The 20,072-nt window shown below is 41.8% G+C and carries 14 protein-coding genes and 1 pseudogene; 5 read left to right on the top strand and 10 right to left on the bottom strand.

The genetic code is table 11. The features are described 5' to 3' along the window. Positions 1-1,546 (bottom strand): penicillin-binding protein 1C (locus IQ246_RS04055; RefSeq protein WP_194000364.1); only part of this gene is annotated, 1,546 nt, incomplete at its 3' end. 381 nt (positions 1,547-1,927) lie between these two features. Here IQ246_RS04055 and IQ246_RS04060 point away from each other — a divergent pair. Continuing rightward, positions 1,928-7,432, top strand: a pseudogene (locus IQ246_RS04060) (alpha-2-macroglobulin). 148 nt (positions 7,433-7,580) lie between these two features. Continuing rightward, positions 7,581-8,048 carry a hypothetical protein gene (locus tag IQ246_RS04065; RefSeq protein WP_194000366.1) on the top strand — a complete coding sequence of 156 codons (468 nt, stop codon included), beginning with the start codon at positions 7,581-7,583 and terminating at the stop codon, positions 8,046-8,048. A 185-nt stretch (positions 8,049-8,233) separates the two neighbouring features. Here the strand turns inward: IQ246_RS04065 and IQ246_RS04070 are convergent, their stop codons facing one another. The 7 genes from IQ246_RS04070 to IQ246_RS04100 form a co-directional block, all read right to left on the bottom strand. Continuing rightward, positions 8,234-8,899: a phosphoribosyltransferase gene (locus IQ246_RS04070; protein WP_194000368.1), complete on the bottom strand. Its 666-nt coding sequence runs from the start codon at positions 8,897-8,899 to the stop codon at positions 8,234-8,236. 245 nt (positions 8,900-9,144) lie between these two features. Further along, a complete protein-coding gene (locus IQ246_RS04075; protein WP_194000370.1) occupies positions 9,145-9,321 on the bottom strand; it encodes a hypothetical protein in 177 nt (58 codons plus the stop codon). A 78-nt stretch (positions 9,322-9,399) separates the two neighbouring features. Further along, a complete protein-coding gene (locus tag IQ246_RS04080) occupies positions 9,400-9,738 on the bottom strand; it encodes a hypothetical protein (protein WP_194000373.1) in 339 nt (112 codons plus the stop codon). Positions 9,739-10,106: 368 nt separating this feature from the next. Further along, positions 10,107-11,366 carry a hypothetical protein gene (locus tag IQ246_RS04085; RefSeq protein ID WP_194000375.1) on the bottom strand — a complete coding sequence of 420 codons (1,260 nt, stop codon included), beginning with the start codon at positions 11,364-11,366 and terminating at the stop codon, positions 10,107-10,109. Between the two features lie 77 nt (positions 11,367-11,443). Continuing rightward, complete coding sequence (locus IQ246_RS04090) at positions 11,444-13,639, bottom strand: ATP-binding protein (protein ID WP_244141921.1); 2,196 nt, start codon at positions 13,637-13,639, stop codon at positions 11,444-11,446. Continuing rightward, positions 13,636-14,154, bottom strand: coding sequence for a hypothetical protein (locus IQ246_RS04095; protein WP_194000376.1), 519 nt, complete (start codon positions 14,152-14,154; stop codon positions 13,636-13,638). The genes IQ246_RS04090 and IQ246_RS04095 overlap by 4 nt, the downstream gene beginning before the upstream one ends. A gap of 93 nt (positions 14,155-14,247) precedes the next feature. Then, complete coding sequence (locus tag IQ246_RS04100) at positions 14,248-14,610, bottom strand: Lin0512 family protein (RefSeq protein WP_194000454.1); 363 nt, start codon at positions 14,608-14,610, stop codon at positions 14,248-14,250. A gap of 53 nt (positions 14,611-14,663) precedes the next feature. Here IQ246_RS04100 and IQ246_RS04105 point away from each other — a divergent pair, with 53 nt between their 5' ends. Then, complete coding sequence (locus IQ246_RS04105) at positions 14,664-15,053, top strand: hypothetical protein (RefSeq protein ID WP_194000378.1); 390 nt, start codon at positions 14,664-14,666, stop codon at positions 15,051-15,053. A gap of 306 nt (positions 15,054-15,359) precedes the next feature. After that, positions 15,360-16,997: an alpha-D-glucose phosphate-specific phosphoglucomutase gene (locus IQ246_RS04110; RefSeq protein WP_194000380.1), complete on the top strand. Its 1,638-nt coding sequence runs from the start codon at positions 15,360-15,362 to the stop codon at positions 16,995-16,997. 60 nt (positions 16,998-17,057) lie between these two features. On the opposite strand, the gene IQ246_RS04115 is transcribed toward IQ246_RS04110, so the two are convergent. Together IQ246_RS04115 and IQ246_RS04120 are read right to left on the bottom strand one after the other, a co-directional pair. Then, a complete protein-coding gene (locus IQ246_RS04115) occupies positions 17,058-17,429 on the bottom strand; it encodes a hypothetical protein (protein WP_194000382.1) in 372 nt (123 codons plus the stop codon). Positions 17,430-17,865: 436 nt separating this feature from the next. Further along, positions 17,866-18,930 (bottom strand): YheT family hydrolase, encoded by a 1,065-nt coding sequence (locus IQ246_RS04120; RefSeq protein ID WP_194000384.1) that lies wholly within the window; start codon positions 18,928-18,930, stop codon positions 17,866-17,868. Positions 18,931-19,084: 154 nt separating this feature from the next. Here IQ246_RS04120 and IQ246_RS04125 point away from each other — a divergent pair, with 154 nt between their 5' ends. Continuing rightward, a complete protein-coding gene (locus IQ246_RS04125) occupies positions 19,085-19,828 on the top strand; it encodes a response regulator transcription factor (protein ID WP_194000386.1) in 744 nt (247 codons plus the stop codon). Positions 19,829-20,072: the final 244 nt, after the last annotated feature.

Below are 20,072 nucleotides of genomic sequence, written 5' to 3' on the forward strand. Positions count from 1 at the left end.
ATAGGGCATGGGGCATGGGGCATGGGGCATAGGGCATGGGGGATGGGGCATGGGGAATTGTTGTTACTAATGGGGTGGCTTCTCCAAGTCGTGCAAGGGTGACGTAAGCTCTAGCTAATTCCCATAAACTGACTTCGCCACTACCAAGAGTCAGCCCTAAACCATAATGTTCTGCGGTTTGATTGAGGTGTTCAAACCCCAGTTGATGCAGATGTTCCAGGAAAGTCTGCACACCTACTTTTTCTAAAACTCTCACTGCTGGGACATTTAGGGAATTGGCTAAAGCGACTCGCACCCGTACAGGGCCAAGAAAACTTTCGGTGTAATCTGTGGGGCTATATAGTTTTGCGCCGGGAATGGCGTAGTGAGCAGGTACATCTGCCAGAATGGTATGTGGGCGAATTATACGTTTTTCTAAAGCTAATTCATATACAAAAGGCTTGAGGGTAGAACCTGGTTGACGCAAAGATTGTACTCCATCATTGCGTCCCAGTTTTGCTTCATTGAAGTAATCAGGCGAACCGACATAAGCTAAAACTTCGCCCGTGTGGTTGTTAATTACTAAAGCAGCTGCATCATGGACGTTGTTAGCCGCAAGGGAAGAAATTACTTGCTGCACTTGTGCTTCTACAAACTGTTGCAAGGGACGATTTATAGTAGTGCGGATGGGGGAGGAAATTTCTGGGGTTTGCGTCTCAGACAATTGACTGGCTAACCAAAATAAAAAATGTGGTGCAGCAATAATTCCTCGCTGACGAGACTGAAACACAACCTTTTCAGCGGATGTTCGTGCGATTAGGGGAGTAATATATCCATCTTGTACCATACGATTGAGGACATATTTCTGGCGTTGCTTCAACCGTTCCCAATGCCTATAAGGATTAAAGTAAGTGGGATTATTGGGAATAGCAGCCAGAAGAGTAGATTGAGCGAGGTTTAATTCACTGGCTGGGATGGAGAAATAAATACGGGCTGCTGCTTCCACACCATATATATTCCCTCCCATTGGCAGCCGATTGATGTATGCAGTAAGAATTTCATCTTTGTTCATCCCTGCTGCTAAGCGCCAAGATAACCAAATCTCACTCATTTTACCTGATAGAGTGCGAGGGACGGGATTTAACATCCGCGCTAACTGCATGGTAATTGTGGAAGCACCAGAAACTATTCTTTTGGCGTGAATGGCTTCTTTAATGGCGCGGATAATTGCTTTCATATCCAACGCCCCGTGTTCATAAAAGCTACCATCTTCGGCGGCTAAAATCGCATGGATAAACTGGGGGGAAACTTGATTTAGGGGTACTACTGCTGTATGCTCTTGGTCACGAGTGAGCAATGTTCCTAATGATAGTCCATTGCGATCGCTAAACTGCATTGCCAGCTGATTTTGTACAATGTCTGTGGCACGAATGGGCGCAAAATAAGGAAATAGGCGTACTACTAAGCAAATTAGTAGGATAGCCAGGATAACTTTACTAGTTTTGCGATTTATTTGATGCCTAAGTTTGTGCTTAATATAGATTAGCGATCGCGAAGTTAGTTTCATTAGATAATTCCCTAACTAAGAGAATTTACCTTAATTTTGACGCAGCGATTACAGATGTATCAGGCAATATGTCAAATAATTAACAATTCATTTTTAATACCTTTGTAGATAGAAATTATTATTTACACAAATTTATAGTCGTTCTTGTTTTGATGCAATACGCTGTACTAGCACACAGCTATGCGCCCTAACTTACATCATTAAGAATTGTAATTATTTTTAGGAACAAACATACTAGACTAGTTATCTATGTAAATAACGATAGTGTACTCAAAATTTAGGCACTTATAATTAGTCATATCGTAGTAGCTTAAGCATTGATCAAGCAATCGATAAATGCTAATTTTTGCTGACTATTTTTTTTGAATTAATTAAATAAATATGATTATCAGAATTTTAATCCAGTCTCTATTGCTCATTACACTTTTACTGGGAATATCAGGATGTAACTTGCTTAGTATTTCGCCAGGTAAGGAACAATTACCAGCAGTTTCGCCACTCACACCACCAAAGTTACCAGACTGGATTGAACAAATTAGTCCGATTGGAGATACTAAACCTCTTAATCAAATTCGCATCCGGTTTAAAGAGGCTTTAATACAAGTTGAGAGTCTTGATAGTCCAGAACAACAAAAGCTATTACAAAAATTTGAGCTTTGGCCGCCTTTACCCGGTCAATTTCGATTTTTGACACCGCGCATGGTGGGATTCCAAGCTGATAAAGCATTACCAAAAGCTACCCGATTTCAAGTTACTCTCAAAGCAGGTTTGGCAGATTTAACAAATCATCGATTAGATAAAGATTTAGCTTGGACTTTTAATACTGAACCTATCAAGCTGACTAATTTACCTGGTGTTAATCCTATTGAAAAAGCTGATGCTGAACCAATTGATTTACAGCAGAAGTTGCAATTTAACTCGAATGTAGAGCTAGATTTAGCTTCCGTACAAGAACATTTACGGTTTATTTCAGAAGGTAAAAATAAGAATGTGCGTTTCCAAGTTGAATTAGCTAAAGAAGAGGCATTAGAAAATGAAGACCCTTTAGAAAAATTTGACCCCTCGGCACATAATTGGATTTATAATCTTATTCCCCAGCCAAATCTTGAAAAAGCAACACGTTATCGCCTAGATTTTTCTCCGGGGATACTTCCAGCTTATGGCAATATACCCACAGATAAACAGTTTGCTAGTAAGTTAACCACTTATTTTCCTTTGACATTTCAGGGAATTAAGTTTTATGGACAGCCTGATGCTGCGGGAACCTATGGAAGATTTATCAAAGGTAGCCCTCAGCTAGAATTTAATAACATCCTAATAGCAAATGCAGCTAGAGAAAATATTAAAATTGAGCCAACGCCAAAAGCCATTCCGCGAATTGTAGAAGTAAATGATGAAGATAGAATTGTCAGTATTAACCCTTATGCTTTAGCCCCAGCCACTACTTATACAATTACTATTGGCGCAAATCTTAAAGATAAATTTGGTCAGACTTTGGGTAAACCTCTCACAATTAAATATGATAGTGGAGATTTAGCTGGGGATATCTGGACACCATCAGATTTGAATATTTTCCCCGCGGGGAAAGATTTGCAGCTAAATATTAGTACAGTAAATTTGCCAGAATCAAATTACAAAGCTGCTTATAAAGTAATTAAACCGACAGATTTAATTTATTTAAATTACGGTAATGATTTCTTACCAAAACCTTCTGAATGGCAAAGTTTCAAATTAGCAGGTAAGAAAAATCAATCAGTTGACGTTACAGTTCCTCTCCGAGAAAAAATAGGTGCTGCTACGGGAATGTTAGCTTATGGAGTGCAAGCACGCACTAATAAATATCAAGAGAATGGTAAAGAACTATGGCGTGAACCTGTGACTTATGGTTTGGTTGAATTGACAAATTTGGGCATATTTAGCCAATGGTTTCCAGAGTCAGGATTAATTCGCGTGAGTCATCTTAGTGATGGTTCGCCAGTTAAAGCTGCTGCTATCGAAATTTATCAATCAAAATTACAGGCAAAATCTCGCCCTGAACCAGTACCTTGTGCAACAGGTAAAACTGATGAAAATGGAACTTTTAGAATTAATCGTCAAGATTTACAGCAATGTTATCCAGGAAATAAAAGCTCTGTTAAATTACCTCAACTGTTAGTAATTGCGCGTGAAAATCAAGATTGGGCGTTTACTAGAACTGAGGAATATAGCGGTGTTTATGGATATGGTATTGATGCAGGTTGGCAAGATAGTAAGCCAGAATCGCGTGGGGTAATCTTCTCAGATAGACAGTTATATCAACCAGGAGAAAAAGCTTGGTTGACTGGTTTTGCTGACTACTTGCAAAATGGCACAATTCAACAAGATAAAAAAGCTGTTTACCAATTAACTTTGGTAAATTCCGATGGTAAAAAAACTGATTTGGGTACGCAAACTACAAACGAGTTTGGTACATTTTCTTTAGAATTGCCAATCAACAAGACTCAGCCTTTAGGGTACTATACAATTCAGGCTAAAGGTAAAAATGGGCAAGAAATTACTGGAGAATTTCGCATAGCTGAGTTTAAGCCCCCCAATTTTAAAGTCGAACTCAACTTAGATAAAGAATTTGCCTTGATTGACGAGAAAGTAGAGGCTAAAGCTACAAGTAATTATCTATTTGGTGCGCCTGTGGAAGGAGGTAAAGCTAAGTATTTTATTACTCGCCAGCAGACTAATTTTATCCCCAAAGGGTGGCAAGAATTTGCTTTTGGCAGGCAATGGTTATGGCCAGAGGAAAGTCCTTCTGTCCCTAGCGATGTGTTGCAAACTGATGCCCAGTTGGATGCTAATGGTAATATTAGTCAAACGGTAACTGTGGCTAAAGATTTGCCTTATCCGATGCTTTATCGGGTAGATGTGCAAGTTGCAGATGTTTCTAATCTATCTGTAGCGAATTCTCAAACTTTTACAGCGTTACCAAGTAATCGGCTTATCGGGTTAAAAAGTAATTTTGTTGCTGATCCGGGTAAAGCTTTTTCTCTTGAAGTTATTGTTACTGATCCTACAGGAAAACCAATAACAGGTCAACGGGTGCGCTTGGAATTACAACAAATGAAATATAGCAGTGTCACGCAATTAGTTGAAGGTAGCCGCACACTAAAAAATCAAGTTGAATATAAAACGGTAGGACAAACAGAAGTTATATCTGCTAGCAATCCACAATCAGTAACTCTTACACCAACTGAATCAGGTTCGTACCGCATTCGAGCTAATTTTAGCGATGGTTGTAGAGACGCTACATGTAATGTCTTTACAGATTTACAAATTTGGGTAACTGGAGGAAATCCCGTATTTTGGGGTTCGAGAGAGCGAAACATCCTGGAAGTTAAGCTTGATAAAACAGAGTTTAAACCAGGTGAAACTGCTACTGCACTAATTCAATCTCCCTATCCAGATGCCGAATTGTACTTTGCTATTGTTAAAGACAAACCTCTTTATCAGCAAATTACCAAAGTTAAGGGAGGAGCGCCACAAATTCAGTTTGAAGTAACACCAGAAATGCTGCCAAATGCGGCTTTTGAAGCTGTGTTGGTAAGACAAGGTACACCTATTAGCCAGGTAGAAGCTGGAAGTTTAGATAACTTGGTACGCATTGGCTTTGCACCCTTTAAAATCAACTTGGAAGATAAGTATTTAAAACTGCAAGTTAAGCCAGTGCAAACATCATTAGAACCTGGTGGAGAGGAAACGGTACAACTGGAACTTCAGGATAATCAAGGTAAACCCACCCAAGGACAGTTTACAGTCATGGTGGTGAATGAAGCGGTGCTACAACTTTCTGGTTATCGTCCTCCAAATTTAGTAGATACGGTTTATGCAGAACAACCGATATCTACTCGCTTTAGCGATAATCGATCGGATGTAATCTTACAACCCCAAGATGTCGCGAAACCCAAAGGCTGGGGTTATGGTGGTGGGTTGTCAACAGGTGCAGCAAATACGCGCGTCCGCAGAGATTTTCAAGCCTTAGCTTACTACAATGGTTCTGTGATTACTGATGCTAATGGTAAAGCACAGATTACCTTTAAATTACCGGATGACTTAACTACATGGCGAGTGATGGCTGTCGCCACTGATGGAAATCTGCGTTTTGGCAATGGCGATGCGACGTTTATCACAACTAAGCCACCCAGCTAAATGATACAGCAGATGCTTTTGAAGTACCTTTGGAAATTAAGCCGCTGGAAATTACAGAACAAGTTGTTGAAACTGGTGTCACCGAAAAACAAGTAAAGATTCCGCTGAATGTCGATAAAAATATCTTCCCGGAAGCCGGAGGTTTAAATATTCAATTAGCGAGTACCTTAATACCTGAGATTAAAGCACCAGCACAGCAGGTTTTAGCAGATGATGATTTACCATTTGCAGAACCAGCAGCAAGTCAACTAATAATTGCGGCTAATCTACAAACTCTTGGACAAAAATGGGGACTGGGGACTGGGGACTGGGAAATCTTCCCAATCCCTTTTGTCAGAATTTAATCCTAGCAACCAGGCAAATATAGCACTAGAAAAACTCCAAAAACTTCAAATATCAGATGGTGGTTTTGCTGCTTTCCCAGAACAAGAAAAATCCGACCCTTGGGTTTCTTCCTATGCAGCAGAGTCTTTGGTTAAAGCAAGTCAGGAATTCCCTGGTTTGGTAGATTCTGGAATACTTTCGCGCCTGAAAGGTTATTTGCAAAAAGTTCTAGCTAACCCCGGACAATTTGATTTTTGCAAACAGCAACTATGCAAAAATCAATTACAACTTAATGCCTTAATAGGCTTAGCAGAATTGGGAGATAAACGCAATAGTTTCCTAGCAGATATTTATCAACAGCGTAATAACTTTGATTTAGTAACTCAAATTAAACTAGCGCGATACTTATCTCAATTCTCAGAATGGCAAGATGAGTCACAACAAATGTTGACCAAGTTACAACAAAATATATATGAAACTGGTCGCACAGCAGTTATAAGTTTACCCCGTAGTTGGGGATGGATGAGTTCATCTACTACAGCACAAGCGCAAGCTTTACGCCTATTGATAGCCAAGCAAAGTAAACCAGAAATTATAGATAAGTTATTCCAAAGTCTTTTGGCATTGCGACGGGATGGTACATGGCAGACTAACTATAATAATGCTCAAGCTTTAACAGCTTTGGTTGAATATAGCCAACTACAACCGACACCGCCTAATTTTTTCACCACAGTCCAATTAGCTGGTAAGAAGTTAGGAGAAAATCGCTTTGATGGCTACCAAAATCCTAGCTTACAAATAAATGTGCCAATGAATAATTTACCCCGAGGGCGTCATGATTTACTACTAAAAAAAGCAGGTAAAGGCGCTTTACATTATTTAGTTGCCTATAATTATCGCTTGCAAGGAAATCAACCAGGCAGGTTTAATGGTTTACGAGTATCACGAGAAATTCGCAGTGTGAATCAGGAAAAAGTATTGCAAAAGTTAGGTCTTTATGCATTTGATAAACCATTAACTTTAGAAAGTGGACAGGTGTTTGATATTGGATTGGAAATTATTGTCGATCACTCTGTAGATCATTTAGTAATTAAAGACCCTTTACCAGCAGGATTTGAGGCGGTGGATGCAAGTTTTCAAACTGCTACAGCAGCATTACAAGCAAAAGCAGATAGCTGGGAACTTGGGTTTAAAATTATCCATCGCGATCGCATTATCGCCTACGCTGACCACCTGGAACCAGGTGTTTATAGCCTGCATTACTTAGTACGTTCTGTTACTCCCGGTACATTCCTTTGGCCTGGTGCTGAAGTTCATCTGCAATATGCACCAGAAGAATTTGGGCGATCGGCTGAGTCTACACTAATACTGGAGGAGCGTAATTAACTCATAATTGAAGGCGATCGCGCATATAGAATAATTGTGATCGCCTATGCAGAATCGAAACCAGTAAGGCGTAGAAAAGTGTATTGTAGTGTGTTTAACTTTAATGTATAATTCCATTAATTCCTTTGACTTAGTAGGAGAACTTACTATGTTCAATAAGTATTTCGGATTACTTATTACAGTTGCCCTTACTTCCGCCCCATTGTCAGCATTTGCACAGCAAGTTGATGATGCGAACACTCAACAAGAGATTAACTATCTCACTGAGATGTTACAGGGCGCGATGAACGGCACACTTCCTATCGATGGTTCCTATCGTCCTGCTGGCTCGCCCATACAACCAACTAACAATGCGGTGGGGAACTTTAACCAATCCTCTCAATCGATTATTGACAACTACCAAAGAACTGTAAATAACATTGAAGCACAATCTGCTGCTTCTCCTGGCTATCAAGCCCCATCAACTACATGTAACTTCAACGTACATACGCCATCCGCTAACAATAGCACTTCTACCAATGCTGCATTTTCCTGGGTGAACGCGTTTAATAATTTTGGAGGTAAATGGATGCCTCGCATTACGGGTAAAACAACACAACAACTATACGGCTGTTAGTGTATAAAATACTTTTAGAGCGGGTAATGCGGGGTTTTGTCAAATTAAACTCTCAATCGCTCTCTCTGGGTTCGGCAGTTGGTGCAACATAATGCGATCGCATATCGCCTACGCTGTCTATAACCAGGAGTTTATAGCCTGAATTACTTAGTAAGTTCCTGTTACTCCCAAGCGCCAAAGTTTATTTACTTCCCTGAAGATAATAATTGATAGTTGTTCGTAGCTTTGGTAAGTAGGTTACGAACTTCTTCATCTGTGGTTTGGGGAAAATTGTCGTACCAGAGACTAACGCTGTAGAAGGGGCTAGGTGTCGCAATATATACCATTTCATCTACCTCAGCTTCCAACACTTGGCAGGTTTCGAGTGCAGCCACCGGCACAGCAACTACAATCTTAGCGGGTTGCTGTTTTCGCACAGCTACAATAGCAGCCCACATAGTTGCACCTGTTGCTAAGCCGTCATCTACCAAGATGACAGTGCGTCCCCATAAATTTACATCGGGTTTATCGCCCCGATATAGGCGTTCCCGGCGCTCTAGCTCTCGTTGTTCTTGCACCGCAATCCTGGCTATTACTTCATCGGATATCTTGACTTCGTTGACAATATACTCATTCAGTATCTGCACACCACCAGAGGCGATCGCCCCCATTGCAAGTTCCTCTTGCTCCGGTACACCTAATTTCCTTACCACCAAAACATCTAAGGGAGCATTTAACGCTTGGCAAACCTCAAAGGCAACGGGTACGCCACCCCTCGGCAGCCCTAATACTACCACGTCTGGACGGTTAGCATAAGCCGCTAACTCCCCAGCTAAAAACTCACCCGCTAACCTTCGGTCTTGGAATAACATGGTATGACACTCCTATAAGTTATCTTAAATAAATTAAATATTTACACGCACTTTTCCTGGCCTCCCTGCTTCAAACAACGAGTCGAATGATGGTGGGAATTCAGAGAAAGCCAAAAGAAGTTTACTAATGTCAGTCGTTTTTGATATTCTGAACTAATTTTAGAAAGTTACAAATTCTGTGCCCTCTGACTAACGAGGCGACATCTTCAATATACCGTTCTGCCTAACGGATGAGTTAGTTATGGTCAACGGTCATCTTCACATCTTGATTGAAAGCGACGGGAACTCCATCCCCAGGTGTCTGTAGAGAGATAGTCGCCCCGCTGTTTTGGGCGAATGGCACTTGTACTGAGCGACTCGTGCCGAGCAAAGCCCAGGTAAGCCAAGTATAGGGCATTGGTAGCTTCTTTCCCATGCCCCATTGCCCCTTATCCCCAGAGAAGGCCCCGAGTTTCCCATGCCCAAAAACTCCATCTACTAGTGGATGGACTTTTTCATTTTTAGTCTTCGTCAAGTGCTGGAAAAGCTTCCTCAAACTGCCACAACCTATCTTTATTTTCGACGAACCAAATGCGGGTTTCTGGAGTTAATTGACTCCAAATGATTTCAACAGGAATGTGAGGAGAAGCATATTGGTATTGCTCACCAAGTGATTTTAAATTGTCTGCTACATCATCAGGAATCCCGAATTGATGCCAGTCAACTTCTATATTTCTTCCTGAGACTCCCGCTGTGGGATCGAAAATCAATTGTGCAGCTCTAACTAAGTCAGCAAAGTGCTTCAGTTTAAGTTTGGTTATTTGCTGAACGTGGAGTGATTGGTTATGCTCTTGAGACATGTCGCTGGAGTGATGAAGATTAATGGTGTCTTGAACTTACTGCCAGAGATTTTTATCCCAATAGCTCTATTCTAAGTTACTAGGCAATAGTTACCAAAGCAACTGCGAACATAAAAGCAAAAACTATCGCTATTTCTATCTTAGAACTATTTGCAAGTATCGCTACAGCAGTTATAGCGAAAGACTTAGATTCCCGACTTCTCTAATAAGTCGGGAATCTTGTTGTTCACAAATGCTCTGAATCTAAAACTAATCTAAAGCTGCTATAAGTTGTTAAGTAATCGGACAGCAATATTTACACATTAGGTTTTAGGCTACATAAGGGTTTCAGGTCGAAATTTGTGTAATTAGTTTTGTCTTACTACTTATCAATCACCACGCCCAGGAATTCTAGGTGGTTGCCGACGACGAAAGGGATCAAAAGAACCAAAAGGATCAAAAGGAGTAATAGTAGGCTCAGGAGTAGCTCGCTCAGCAGACTGACAGAAATCTGAGCGATAACCTTGCAGTTGATTGTTAACCTCCTGTGGCCAGTTGTCACTGTTTAAGAACTCCTGAACTGGCTGCGATTTAAGTCTACTAGAACAGTCTGTGATCTTAGTAACAGTATTTTCCCGTAGGCGATATCTGAACCCTTTTTGTACCTTTAATCCATTTGGTTTTGCAGTCGATACGATGTTGACAGAGCCAACCAAAACATTAATTTCTACATTGCCACCGATATCATTAGTTTGGATTAAGGTAAGCTCATCCTTAGCGGGTGAAACAATCAGTTCGTTAGGGTGGTAGATACCAGCCACACAGTTAATACCTCTAACAGCTTGAGACATCTGCTCTAGTTCTGACAGCAATTTATCTATCACCGAGCCATTACCTCGGTCAGTACGTGCCAAAATCTCAGTAGTTTTATTACTAGCGCACTGCATCGATACTACTAAATCAGGATCTTTGACACTCCACTCGCCCAAGCTCGCCACTACACATTTGCTACCTGTACTTGCTTCACATTTTTGGGTTGCTTCCTGACAAGCAACATCTGGTGAAAGTAAACCTGCTGAAGTAATCCACTGACCTATTTTTGAGTTTGCTACTGTACTACAGTAATATTTGACTAAATCAGTAGAAGCTTGAGCTTTCAGGAGATTTTTAGAGGCTATGGCAGTGTCAGTATTTGAAGATGGAACTTTAGAGCCTTGCAACTCCGGGCCTACTGGTACTACCCATAATCCATTACTACATGAACCGCCATGCTGTCGCCAGCCATATAATACAGAACCACTTACCTTACAAGGAAATGTGTAAACAGAAGTGATAGAAGCAGGGCCAGCTTTTACTAACGCTCCAATTTGCCCATCTGTTTGGTTTCGCAGACTAAGCCGTGACAGGGATGTCTTAGACCCAGGAACTCCTACAGCATCTTTATACTGCTGCATTCGCTGTCCTGGCTTAGCCCTGCCAGAGTCTGTAGCACCTAGAAGCATCCTCACTCCAGGGTCGGATACATGGTGAATCACCGCAGTTTTGGGAACTTCAGCATAGATTGTGGCACAAGTTGCCAAAATATACAAAGGAATTAATACCGCTGGTGTAGCAGGTTTTAGCCGATTTAAATGGTTTGTATTGTTCATACGATTTTGTTGTGAAGGTTTCAAATAGAATTTTTTTAATTGAAATATATCTAAAAGAATTAAAAATTCTGGTATTTTTAGGTACTTAATTTAAGTGTTTTATCAAATTTTTGATAACAGAAGTCAATACGTTTAAGCGCATAATCATAGGGAAATTCAAATATTGCAGTTGTGAGCGTTTCTTTACCTAGTTTCATACAATTTGGAGCTTGATAGGGAGAGCCTGTTCCATACCAATCACAATGATTCTGGGTATATTTAAGCCACAAATTTCTGATTGCAATTAAAGTTTTACAAGGGATCATATCTGCCTCGTCTAGACTATCTAGCCGACGACTATTATTCAGATCAGCCCCTGCTCCAATGTTATCTGGCATTAAAATGTCATAAGTTTTTTTTAGCGCATCATCATAATGACCATTCTTTAAGTCATTCTCAAGGTTTTTAATTAACTTCGCTTCAATTGCTTGCGCTAAAGATTCCTCAGACCTATCCGATAATTTTTGAATTTCTAATTTTTCTTCTGGACTTTCCTTGAAGTTCCTGAGAAGTTTGACAGTCTCTGCTCTGACTCGGCGGTAATAAGGTAGCGATCGCTCTATATTTCCTTTATCCTTAAGCTTGTCTGCTTCTGTGAGGAAATCGGGTAAGGAGTTAAGAATTTTTGTCGTCTCTGCACTGAGGAAAACAGCTTCAATGGTTTGTTTAGATTGCTGCTGCTGCCACACATACAATACTCCACCAATTGCTATGATGACTGCAAAAGTGATTCCCACTGCAATTTTCCGTCTTTGCAGGCGATCGCGCAACCCAACACTAGCATCAACAAACTGATTCGCAGCAGGACTAAACCCACCTAACAGTTGATTAAACGTGGAGTCCTTTCGCAATTCTAAAACTTGCTCTAACTTTGAACCAGCCCACAATTCATCTTCTGCTTTCCTTGCTTGCCAGTGTGCTACATCATCATTGAGCCTGTTACGTAGAGCTATAGCCTGACGATTTTCCCGAATCCAAATATTTAGAATAGTCCAAGAAGTAAGCAGTGTTTCATGAGTAATTTCCACTGTAGATTCTGGAGATTTTAACTGGCGATTGCTAACCAATAAATTCTCATTAATCAACTTCACCAGCACCGTCCGCTCAAGTTCATTGCTAAACTCAGACATCGACGCCCTTCTGCGAAGTGGCTTCCATTCAGTACCAGATTCAGAATCCTTACCTATATCAACCAGTTTCAGAAAGATTCCCTGAGTAGCCAACTTTTCTTGTTCAGGTAACGCTCCATAAATGCTATCTACCCGTTGTTGCAGCGCACCCCTAACACCACCCAACTGGCGGTAGGTACTGGTGTTCAAGGTGCGGTCTTGGATACTGCCACTTTTTACTTCTGTTTCCCAAAGTAAATTCAAAGTGTACTGTAATAGAGGTAAATAGCCTGCCTGTCCCTGAATATCTTTGATAATTTCCTCTACCATTCCAGTTTCATAGACTACACCGTGATGGGCCGCAGGTTGTTCAATTGCCAACCGCAATTCATCTACTTGCATTTCTGCAATCAGCGGACGATGCTTCTCTGTAGCTTTTACTAGCTGGGGAAAGGGGCTTAATCTATCAAGAAAATCAGCCCGCATTGTCGCCACAATTTTGACGGAATGCTCCTTGTTTTTGCTCAATCTCACCAAGCTGGCAATAAACTGAGCACACTTTTGGGGCTGAGTGGTGGTGAACAACTCTTCAAACTGGTCAATGAAAATAAGCCAGTAAGACTCAGGCTGCTTCAACCTCGTCACCACCTGAGTTAGGGTGTCAGCTTTAGCTTCACGGGCAATTTGGGCTTCTGTTTGCCTATATTTACTGAGTAAGCTGCCATAAAAAGATTCAAACGGGTCACTATCTGGGGTAAACATGAAGTTAACTAATTGTGACCCCTTTTCTTGTAAGAGCCAGGGAATTAAACCCGCACGCACAACCGATGATTTGCCGCTACCACTAGCTCCCAATAGCAAAATCAGGTTGGTATGTTCTAGTTCATTTACCAAACCCGTGAGAAATTGGTCACGTCCAAAAAATAAGTCTTTATCTTCTGGCTCGAATTTTTTTAAGCCTTTGTATGGTGAAGTTTCTCTAAATTGACGGGTCTTAATCTCCTCAACAGAGATTTGTAGAATCTGAGTTTGGTTAAAGGTGACAACGTTGCGCTCACCTGTTATCGAAATATCACTAACATTTTGACTAGCTTTATTCTCGCTACTAGGAAATTCCTGGCTCATATTCCCGCCCATACCTTAGCAACCAAAGGTGCTAGTTTCAACACTGGGTCAGCTAGCTCCGCCACCCCAGTTAACCCTTTTTTCAGTGATGTAATTCCTTGCTCCACTAGGCTCTTATCTGGCTTTGGCTTTTTCAATTCCTGTTCAATTGTTTGTAGCGGGACTTCTAAAGTTCTTTTCTCAATCGGGTTCAATGCATTACTTGCACCAATATCCTGTTTCAATTTTGAGAGCAACTTTAGGGCTTCCTCGACATCAGCATTCTGAAGTGTAGCTTGAGTTCTATTTTGATTTGCCCTGCTTCCCCGATCTGCCTGAAATTGATTAAATGCAATATCTGAGTTCCCGCTACCAATATTGATCCCCTCAACATTCTGAGAATGAGATTCCATAGTTTTAGCAGTAGCAGCCATAGTACCTAAAATATTGGATAGAGACTGTTGCAATTCCAACTTTTCTTCGGCTGTGAGGTTTTTGATAATCTCTAAAACTTCGCTAACACTGTACTTTGGCATACGAGGTGCATCTCATTCATTTATGTTGCAACATAACAAAATTCACAGGCAAATCGAAGTATTTCGGATTATTTTTAGAATTGATATGAGCTACTAATTTTCGATCAGAACCGTAACAGCAGCGATCGCAATTAGCATTTCATCATTTTTATCGTTGAGTTCGGGAATTGCTCGCCCTTGAACCACCATCCCCCCAGATTCTACGGTGAGCGTTTTACGACCAAAGGGTAGTACAGCTAGTACCTCCTCTTCTCTTACTTGTTCTGGATATGGTACTGCTATTTGAACTTCCACAATCATTTCATTAGGGTCGCTCAAACCAGCGACTTCCCAAACACCGGGTAAAGCATTGTGCGCGATCGCATTACGTACCGCCCTAGCCGCTGCTACTGTGGGTTCTTGTCCATGCTGGTCTATTCCCATCCCCATCTCGATAATCAAGCGTTTACGCACCATTCCTACTTCCGCCAAATCCTGCACTTCTCACTCTATCGCTTCATGAGGTGGCAATGTTCTCTTGCTCACGCCAGCAGATATTAAATGCTTACTGTGTTGATTTGCGATCGCTTAATATCAATTCAATTAATCATTGCAACAAATCCTTTGGTAGAGACGTTGCAATGCAACGTCTCTACAATGCAATGCAACGTCTCTACAATGGTCTGTCTGTGATATTCTTTTTTTTTAATCGGTATAAATATAGATTTTGGCGTTCTGATCTCGAAATTCCGAGTTTGGAAGTTGAAATTCCAAGTTTGGAAGTTGAAATTCCGAGTCCTGATCTCGAAATTCCGAGTTTGGAAGTTGAAATTCCAAGTTTGGAAGTTGAAATTCCGAGTTTGGAAGTTGAAGTTTTAAGGTCAGAACTTAAAACTCTGAGCTATGAGGTTGAACAATAGTGTTATTAAGGCAATTGCTTTACTTAAATGAAAACTGCCAAGACGAGATATGTTCAACACCTTTGCTCTATAATTTTACCCTGATGCACATTTTTTCTAACGCAGCCGCCACTACTCGAAAATGTTCATCTTGTTAAAGCTTGACGATTAACTGCTTAGCTTGGGGTCTTGACAGCCACAGAGAGCGATCGCTGTTTGCCATCGGTTTTAGCAAAAAGATAGGCAAATGTTTAAAGCATGGTAATTTTTTTCGCTACGAACTTATGCAAAGCTGGATAGAGAGAAAAGCTTTGTTAAATATTATCTATGAATACCCGTCAGCAGATCTCTACTACTCCCTTTTTTGATCAGAAGCCTGGTACTTCTGGGTTGCGAAAAGCAGTCACCGTCTTTAAGCAACCCCATTACCTGGAAAATTTTATCCAATCCATCTTCGATACTATAGGAAACTTACGGGGACAAACCATAGTCTTGGGTGGTGATGGTCGTTACTACAATCGCCAAGCCATTCAAACCATTTTAAAAATGGCGGCAGCCAATGGTATTGAGCGGATTAAAGTTGGTAAGGGGGGAATTTTGTCCACTCCTGCAACATCCTGCATTATTCGCAAGTACCAGGCATTAGGTGGCATTATTTTATCTGCTAGCCATAATCCGGGCGGCCCAGAGGGTGACTTTGGCGTGAAGTACAATACCAGCAACGGGGGCCCAGCGCCGGAAAAAGTCACAGAGGCGATGTACGCTCAGAGCAAAGTAATTGAGCGCTACCTAATCCTGGAAGCACCAAATGTGGATTTAGAAACTCTGGGTGAGTCTCGGATGGGAGACATGGTAGTTGAAGTCATTGACTCCGTGCAAGATTATGAAAAGTTAATGGAGTCTCTGTTTGATTTTGCTCGCATTCGCCAACTCCTGACTTCTGGAAATTTCCGCATGAGCATGGATCCATTACATGCGGTGGCTGGCCCCTATGCTCATGCCATCTTTGAGCAGCGCTTGGGCGCACCAGCGGGAACTGTGCGTAATGGTATACCCTTAGAAGACTTTGGTGGTGGGCATCCTGACCCGAATCTAGTTTATGCCCATGAGTTGGTAGATATCTTATACGGCGAGAATGCACCAGATTTTGGAGCAGCTTCTGATGGAGATGGCGATCGCAATATGATCTTAGGACGTAAGTTCTTCGTCACCCCTAGCGATAGCCTAGCCGTGTTGGCTGCAAATGCCAAGCTAGTCCCAGGTTATAGCTCAGGTTTGGCAGGAGTAGCACGATCAATGCCCACCAGTCAAGCAGTAGATCGAGTTGCTGCTCAGATTGGCATTGAATGCTATGAAACGCCCACAGGTTGGAAGTTTTTCGGCAACCTTTTAGATGCAGATAAAGCTACTCTCTGCGGTGAAGAAAGCTTTGGCACTGGCTCTAACCATGTGCGCGAAAAAGATGGGCTATGGGCTGTTTTATTCTGGCTGAATATTTTGGCAGTGCGACAGCAATCTGTTGAGCAAATTGTGCGGGAACACTGGAAAACTTATGGCCGCAATTATTACTCTCGCCATGACTATGAAGGCGTAGATACAGATCAAGCCAACACCTTGATGGAAAACTTGCGTTCTTTAGTGCCAACCCTCAAAGGAAAGCAATTCGGTAACTATCAAGTCGCATACGGTGATGACTTCAGCTACACTGACCCTGTTGATGGTAGCGTTAGCAATAAACAAGGCATTCGTATCGGCTTCACCGATGGCTCCCGCATCGTGGTGCGACTTTCGGGTACAGGTACTCAAGGTGCAACACTAAGAATTTATCTAGAAAGCTACGAGCCAGATCCTACCAAGCATGACCTCGATTCACAACAAGCACTTGCTTCGTTAATTACCCTTGCTGATCAGATAGGTCAGATTCGCAACTCCATAGGCCGGGAGCAGCCAACTGTAATTACCTAAAAGAATGGATGGGCTGCGTACCTCAGCCCATCCTACCGCGCTTGAGTGCAAACGACATTCTTATTTCTGTTTGCAGCTTGCGGTAAGTTCTATATTGTAGAAAGTCCCTGGTTTGGGATTAATTGAACGCAACTCCTTGATAAAAGCATTAAATCTTGTATTGCTTGTGCCGAACCCAGCTTCAGCACAAGCAGATAAACCTCCTTCGATGGGAATAGGAGATCCCACCGTGGGACTATATACAATGAATTTATCGACGGTGCTAGTGCCGACTGCAAACCCTATAACCTGGCGAATTGTTCGCAAAGCAGCATTATCTAAGGGACCACCAATACTGCCAACACTGATATTAACTGCACGATTTTCAGCAAAGGCCGGCGCACTAATCGACAATACTGCGCCGACAATAATGAAACAGGTGAACTTGTTCATTTTCCTCTCCTCCAAAAACTTGAAAAACTAATAATGCTGAGTTTTCTTTTGAGTCTACGAGATGTCCCTCCGCAGACTTTAAACAAGTACCAAAAAGTATGTTGTACTTAAGTACCGCTAGAATTTTACCCATTCACGCAGACAACAGAAAAATGTATATTCTTGAATGGAAACCCATATTCTGGATTGTCTAGGTTCCTTGTAAAACCAGCATTTTATGCTTTGTCTATACTTATTTACAATAACATTAACTGTGGTATTTCTCTTAAGAAAGATAATGAATATGAGTCATATTTCGACATAGTAATTAATGTTTTTAAATATTAATTACTATCTCTCCCCACTCCCGCGCATTCATCTGACACTCCTAATTTCTCTGTTCCCGCGAAGCACGCACACTGGAATCACAGGACCCAGCAATGACGCTTGCTGTGAATTACATTACCGAAGATGATTTTTGTTCCAACCATTGAAAAACTCGATTCCATGCCCACCAAGGATCAGGATCATTTGCTTGGCGCTGACACTCTTTGCTACTCAAATAGCCAACATGACCCCCGTAACGAGTGAGTAATAAATCTATTACAGGATTGCCAGCACAGGCAGCTTCCAAATCAGGTATAATTCCTGGGTGAAAAAGTGGGTCATCGGCAGCATATATAATCAAAGTCGGTTTAGAAAGCTGTGGCAATATTTGTAATGCACTACTAGCCTCGTAATATGCTTCTACAGAAGCAAAACCTAGTCGGCTAATTACCAGTTCCTTGTCAAAATCCCAAATACTATTCGCCCTTTCAATTGCCGCTGGCTCAATAGCTCCAGGATGAGCATCATGGATTCGCCATGCCAGTTTTTTCAAATTCCGGGCAATCCCAGCTTCCAAATATTTGCCAAGGGGCCTTTTGACTAAATAAGATAGCGATCGCAAAGAATCTAAACTTGGACAAATCACCGCACCACCAGCAATATCGCTGTCTTTTAGCCCTAAATATTCACCGCCCTTAGTCAATTGTGCAGCAGTTTTCACCCCCCATAACGCTAATTGCCCCCCTAAAGAAAACCCCGTGAACCAAAATTTCTTCGGGCATCCCATTTCCGCAGCCGTAGCCGCAATCCTGACAAAATCTTCTCCCTCGTACAACCCATCAGAAGTCAAAGTCGGGGATAATTCAGCAGTTTTGCCGTGAGCACGCCAATCAAATAACACTACAGCGTATCCTAGAGCGTATGCCTTTTGTCCCAGAACTTTCAAAAACCATTCTGTATCTAGCTCCCCTGTAATGCCATAAGTCCCCACAATTGTGCTATGAGCATTTTCAGGAATAGCAACCCAACCGAAAATTGGCACACCTTGCCCACCTGTAAAGATTTTTTTATGGTATAACGGCTCAGGATATTGATTAATGTCCCAGTATCTTCTTCCCCACAAAGCCGTGTAAACAGTCATTGCCATACCGTTTTGCAAAAACTTGGGCGGTTTGTAGGGACAGTGACACATCATAGCTAGATTTTCCTGTAATTTAGTCTTGATTTCACAATTCTTTCATCTTAAGATTTATGTTAGATTTAAAATCTTTTTTATAATCTGTGCAGAAATCTTTGTATCTACCAAAGGTTCTTCTTTATCCTTAATAAGTAGTAATAATTTTTTAAGAATGCCGAGGATTCTTGTCATAGACGATGACCCAGCTATTTCAGAACTCGTTGCCGTCAACTTGGAAATGGCCGGCTACGATGTTAGTCAAGCTGAGGACGGCATCAAAGGTCAGGCGCTGGCGCTCCAGTTACAACCAGACTTGATCATGCTCGATCTAATGTTGCCAAGGGTAGATGGATTTACCGTTTGTCAACGCCTACGCCGGGACGATCGCACCTCTGAAATTCCCGTGTTAATGTTGACGGCTCTAAGCCAAACTCAAGATAAGGTAGAAGGCTTCAATGCTGGCGCAGATGACTACCTTACCAAACCCTTTGAAGTTGAAGAAATGCTGGCGCGAGTACGCGCACTATTGCGGCGTACTGACCGCATTCCCCAAGCAGCGAAGCACAGCGAGATTCTCAACTATGGATCACTAACCCTCGTTCCCGAAAGATTTGAGGCAATATGGTTCGATGAGACGGTGAAACTAACTCACTTGGAGTTTGAGCTACTTCACTGCTTGCTTCAACGCCATGGTCAGACAGTTTCCCCTAGCGAAATCCTTAGAGAAGTCTGGGGCTACGATCCAGATGATGACATTGAAACAATTCGGGTGCATATCCGCCACTTGAGAACCAAGCTAGAACCAGATCCCCGCCATCCCCGTTACATTAAAACCGTATATGGTGCGGGGTATTGTCTGGAGTTACCCGGTATACCTCCATCAACTGAAGGAGCTTCCGCATCGGTGGTTGAGTAAAATCAGGAGCTAGGAGTCAGGAGCTAGGAGCAAGAATGTATAGTTATTCTGACTTCTGACTCCTTAGACAAGCGCGTATTGTTGGTAATAATTCTGTAGTACTAGCACCAACCTTTGATTTCATTGAAAGCGACGGGAAACTTCATCCCCAGAGGGGCCCCTAGCTCCCCATGCCCAAAAACTCCATCCACTAGTAGATGGAGTTTTTCATCCTAATTTCATTTTTGGCTGTCAAACTATATAA

It is taken from the genome of aff. Roholtiella sp. LEGE 12411, from assembly GCF_015206995.1.
In the GTDB taxonomy this organism is placed as follows: domain Bacteria; phylum Cyanobacteriota; class Cyanobacteriia; order Cyanobacteriales; family Nostocaceae; genus Komarekiella.

Bases quoted from the DNA above. Each gene is read 5' to 3' on its own strand.
- IQ246_RS04065 (WP_194000366.1), top strand. From the start codon at position 7,581: ATGTTCAATAAGTATTTCGGATTACTTATTACAGTTGCCCTTACTTCC.
- IQ246_RS04070 (WP_194000368.1), bottom strand. From the start codon at position 8,899: ATGTTATTCCAAGACCGAAGGTTAGCGGGTGAGTTTTTAGCTGGGGAG.
- IQ246_RS04075 (WP_194000370.1), bottom strand. From the start codon at position 9,321: ATGGGGCATGGGAAAGAAGCTACCAATGCCCTATACTTGGCTTACCTG.
- IQ246_RS04080 (WP_194000373.1), bottom strand. From the start codon at position 9,738: ATGTCTCAAGAGCATAACCAATCACTCCACGTTCAGCAAATAACCAAA.
- IQ246_RS04085 (WP_194000375.1), bottom strand. From the start codon at position 11,366: ATGAACAATACAAACCATTTAAATCGGCTAAAACCTGCTACACCAGCG.
- IQ246_RS04090 (WP_244141921.1), bottom strand. From the start codon at position 13,639: ATGAGCCAGGAATTTCCTAGTAGCGAGAATAAAGCTAGTCAAAATGTT.
- IQ246_RS04095 (WP_194000376.1), bottom strand. From the start codon at position 14,154: ATGCCAAAGTACAGTGTTAGCGAAGTTTTAGAGATTATCAAAAACCTC.
- IQ246_RS04100 (WP_194000454.1), bottom strand. From the start codon at position 14,610: ATGGTGCGTAAACGCTTGATTATCGAGATGGGGATGGGAATAGACCAG.
- IQ246_RS04105 (WP_194000378.1), top strand. From the start codon at position 14,664: ATGTTCTCTTGCTCACGCCAGCAGATATTAAATGCTTACTGTGTTGAT.
- IQ246_RS04110 (WP_194000380.1), top strand. From the start codon at position 15,360: ATGAATACCCGTCAGCAGATCTCTACTACTCCCTTTTTTGATCAGAAG.
- IQ246_RS04115 (WP_194000382.1), bottom strand. From the start codon at position 17,429: ATGAACAAGTTCACCTGTTTCATTATTGTCGGCGCAGTATTGTCGATT.
- IQ246_RS04120 (WP_194000384.1), bottom strand. From the start codon at position 18,930: ATGATGTGTCACTGTCCCTACAAACCGCCCAAGTTTTTGCAAAACGGT.
- IQ246_RS04125 (WP_194000386.1), top strand. From the start codon at position 19,085: ATGCCGAGGATTCTTGTCATAGACGATGACCCAGCTATTTCAGAACTC.